At 66.4% G+C, this 3,980-nt stretch carries 1 protein-coding gene; it reads left to right on the top strand.

Annotation, left to right across the window (positions count from 1 at the left end):
• Window positions 1-60 precede the first annotated feature (60 nt).
• The gene (locus ACFWI9_RS33265; RefSeq protein ID WP_387168748.1) at window positions 61-3,972 is read left to right on the top strand and encodes an FG-GAP-like repeat-containing protein; all 3,912 of its coding nucleotides are present in this window, start codon (window positions 61-63) and stop codon (window positions 3,970-3,972) included.
• Window positions 3,973-3,980: the final 8 nt, after the last annotated feature.

The raw sequence follows: 3,980 nt of genomic DNA, 5'->3' as shown, positions 1-3,980 counted from the left end.
TTCTCCGGCGGCGGCAGCGGACCGCTGCTCTCCGGAGTCAAGGACGGGCGCACCCTTACGATGACGTGGCCCAAGGCGCTGCCGGCACCGACACTCAGTGACAACGTGGCCACCTACGCCGAGGTGCTGCCGGGCGTCGACATACAGCTCAAGGCCGAGGTCGAGGGCTTCTCGCAGCTCCTTGTCGTCAAGTCCGCCGCGGCAGCGGCCAACCCCGAACTCGCCACCCTCACGTACAAGCTGAACACCGTCGGACTGGCTGTGTCCACCGATGCGGAGACGGGCAGCCTCACCGCGGTCAACCCGGCGGGCGAGACCGTGTTCTCCAGCCCCACGCCGCTGATGTGGGACTCGACCACGGTCTCGTCCTCGTCGGGCACGAGCATGGCACGCGCCGCGGCCGCGGCGACCGCGAGCGACGCCTTTGAGCCCGCGCCCGGAGCGCGGGACGCGCAGATGCCCACCAGCGTCTCCGGGGACACACTGGAGATCAAGCCCGATCTCCAGCTCCTCACCGGAGCCGACACCAAGTACCCCGTGTACATCGACCCCTCCTGGGCCTGGGGCAAGCGGCAGAACTGGACGCGGGTCTACGCCAAGTACCCGACCACCTCGTACTGGAACACGAAGGAGGTCGTCCGGGTCGGCTACGAGAACGAGACCAACGGGCTGTCGCGGTCCTTCTTCCAGCTCGACACCGCCAACCTCAAGGGGGTGTCGGTCAAGTCGTCCACCTTCCGGATCAAGAACACCTGGTCCTGGTCCTGCCAGGACCGCCCCGTCGAGCTCTGGCACGTCGGCCCCATCTCGTCGAAGACGACCTGGAAGCGGCAGCCGGCCAAGCTCTCCAAGCTGTACACCGTGGACGACGCCAAGGGCTGGAGCAAGGACTGCGCGGCGGGGAACCTGGAGTTCGACGCCACGGGCAAGGTCCGCGAAGCCGCGTCCAAGAAGTGGTCCAGCGTCACCTTCGGCCTCTACGCGTCCAACGAGACGGACACCTTCGGCTGGAAGAAGTTCGACGCCAAGTCTGCTGTCCTCGAAACGGTCTACAACAACCCGCCCAAGACCCCCACGGGCCTCGGCACCTTCCCCAAGACTTCCTGCGCCAGCGGCGGTCTGATCGGCAACACCCGCGTCAGCCTGTACGCCCTGATCGACGACAAGGACGGCGGCAACCTCACCGCGGAGTTCCAGGTCTTCAAGGCCGGCGGTGCCACGCCGGTCGCCACCCAGGCCCTGCCCGCCAACAAGGGCCGGGTCACCACCTACGCGGTTCCGGACTCGTATCTGACCGGTGGCGACTACACCTGGAAGGTCCGCGCCAAGGACCAGGACAGCAGCTACTCCGCGTGGTCTGCCTCCTGCAAGTTCACCGTCGACCGCGCTCGTCCGAGCAAGCCGCCGGTCATCGACTCCCGTGACTTCCCGAGCGGGGACGACGGCTGGCCCGAGAACACCGCCAAGGCACGTCAGACCGGCATGTTCACCTTCGCCGACGGCGGCGCCGAGGGAGTGAAGGAGTACGGCTACTACACCGATTACGACCCGGACGTCAGGTCGGTCCAGCCGGGGACGGCGGTACCGATAGTCCCGCCGGGCTACGGACCCCACTTCGTCTACGCCTTCAGCGTCGACGCGGCGGGCAACCGGTCCGACACCGCCACCTACCTCTACTACGCGGGCCGCAGCACGGAACGCGACGGCCCCCACGACCTGAACGGCGACACCCACCGCGACATCTGGAGCGTTGACTCCAACGGCACGCTGATGACCTACGCGGGTCAGGGCGACGGCAAGTTCTCGGCCGCGACCAACGGTGGCGGCACGTCCTTCGAGGGCCGGCAGGTCTCCTCTGTCGGGGACTGGGGCCAGGACGGCTACAACGATCTCGTCGCGCTCGAGTACGACAGCGCTGACAAGAAGAAGAAGCTGTGGTCCTACAAGAACAACGGATCCGGTGTCATTGACACGGACAAAATCGAACTCACCGTCACCTGCCCGGTCAAGGATCCGGACATCGGCTGCGACTACGGCGATGACTGGACCGGCGACGATCACTGGAGCAACGCCGAGCAGATCGTCGGACCCGGCGACATCAACGGGGACTCACAGCCCGACCTCCTGGTCAAGCAGGGCAAGCAGCTCTGGGCCTACTACGGCAACCGCGCCGGATACGACCTCGACGTCGCCGGCTCGCAGCCGCCGGTACTCGTGGGAGAAGGCGACTGGGACAAGTTCACCGTCATCGCACCCGGCGATGTCAACGGGGACAAGCTCCTCGACCTCTGGCTTCGTGAGAACAGCACCGGCACCATCTGGCGCTCCTACGGCAAGAAGGGCGCGAACGGCCTGCTCGACCCCACCACCTGGGGCAACACCGCGAGCCGGGTGAAGATCGGCATCGGATACACCGCGTCCGCCTACCCCGCCATCGGTTCCGTCGGCGACATCACCGGCGACGGAACCACCGATCTGTGGGCCCGTAAGACCGACAACACCATGATCGGCTGGCCCGGCAAGGCGCCCGGCACGGACAACATGTCCTTTGCCGCCGCCTTCACCATCGACGGCATCACCGGCGGAACCCGCATCCCCTCCGGCACCACCCTCAGCGGTGGTCAGTCCTACACCTCCCGCTCCGCCAAGCTCACCATGGGCCTCGACGGCAACCTCACCATCGCCTCCAACGCCGGCAAGACGCTGTGGTCCACGAAGACCTCCGGGAACAGCGGAGCCAAGGCGGTCGTGGGGTCCGACGGCAATCTCGTCGTCTACGGCGCCGACGGCAGTACGAAACTGTGGGAGTCCAAGACCACCGCACCCGGCGGCTACGCCCTCCTCCAGGACCGCGGCAACCTCGTGATCTACAACGCCAAGAGCCAGGCGCAGTGGAGCAGCGGCACGGCGATCCGCCACGACCACAACGGCGACGGGCGCAGTGACATGGGCCTCTGGTACGCCTTCACTGCCGGGACCGACGCCACCTACACGGTGATGTCGAACTCCGACGGCTCGTTCAAGACCCCCTACAAGTCCTTCGCAGCGGCGGCCGGGGCGTGGGAAGCCAAGTCGATGAAGTTCGTCACCGGGGACTTCAACGGCGACGGACGCGGTGACATGGCCGCCCTGTACGGCTACAGCGACACCAGCATCAAGCTGTGGACCGCGCTCGGCAACGCCGACGGAGGCTTCGGCACCCCCTTCGCCTCCTGGGCGGTCCCCAAGGGGGTCATGCACACCAGCTACATGACCCCCCAGGCCGGCGACTTCAACGGCGACGGACGCGACGACATCGCGGTGTGGTACGCCTACCCCGACGGCACCAGCAAACTGTTCACCTACACCTCGACCGTCTCGGGAGGCTTCAACAAGCCCTTCGACTCCTGGTCCGCACCCAGCGGCACCTGGCTGCGGAACCGCTGCAAGTTCGTCACCGGGGACTTCAACGGCGACGGACGCGACGACATCGGCGTCTTCTACGGTCAGGGAGACGACACCGTACGAAACCACACCTTCCTCGGCACCGTCACCGGAGGCTTCGACAGGCCCACGTCCTGGTGGTACACCGCCTCCCTCGACTGGGACCGGGCCACCCCGCACGCCGGCGACTTCAACGGCGACGGTCGCGATGACGCCATGATCTGGTACGACTACGCCGACGGCAGTGACAAGGTGTCGACCTTCATCGCCGAATCCGAGCCCGACGACCGCTTCGGCTCTGCCTTCGTCTCTCTCAGCAGCAACGCCGGGAACTGGGACATCAAACGCAGCCAACTCGTCATCGGCGACTACAACGGCGACGGCCGCGACGACATCGGCGCCATGTACCACCAGCCCGATGACTCGGTCAGGATGTGGACCTGGACGGCCAAGGAGGACGCCAAATTCAACGGCGCCCTCGCCAGCTGGATCTACACCTCTTCCCAGTGGGTCTACTCATCGACCCGCTTCTTCAAGCCCTACAACTGATCCATGGG

It is taken from the genome of Streptomyces sp. NPDC127084 (genome assembly GCF_042724175.1).
Taxonomy (GTDB): Bacteria; Actinomycetota; Actinomycetes; order Streptomycetales; family Streptomycetaceae; genus Streptomyces.
This window is presented reverse-complemented; position numbering and strand designations above follow the sequence as displayed.

What these genes read in the sequence shown, in the direction of transcription:
- ACFWI9_RS33265 (WP_387168748.1), top strand. Translation starts at nt 61, where the DNA reads ATGACGTGGCCCAAGGCGCTGCCGGCACCGACACTCAGTGACAACGTG.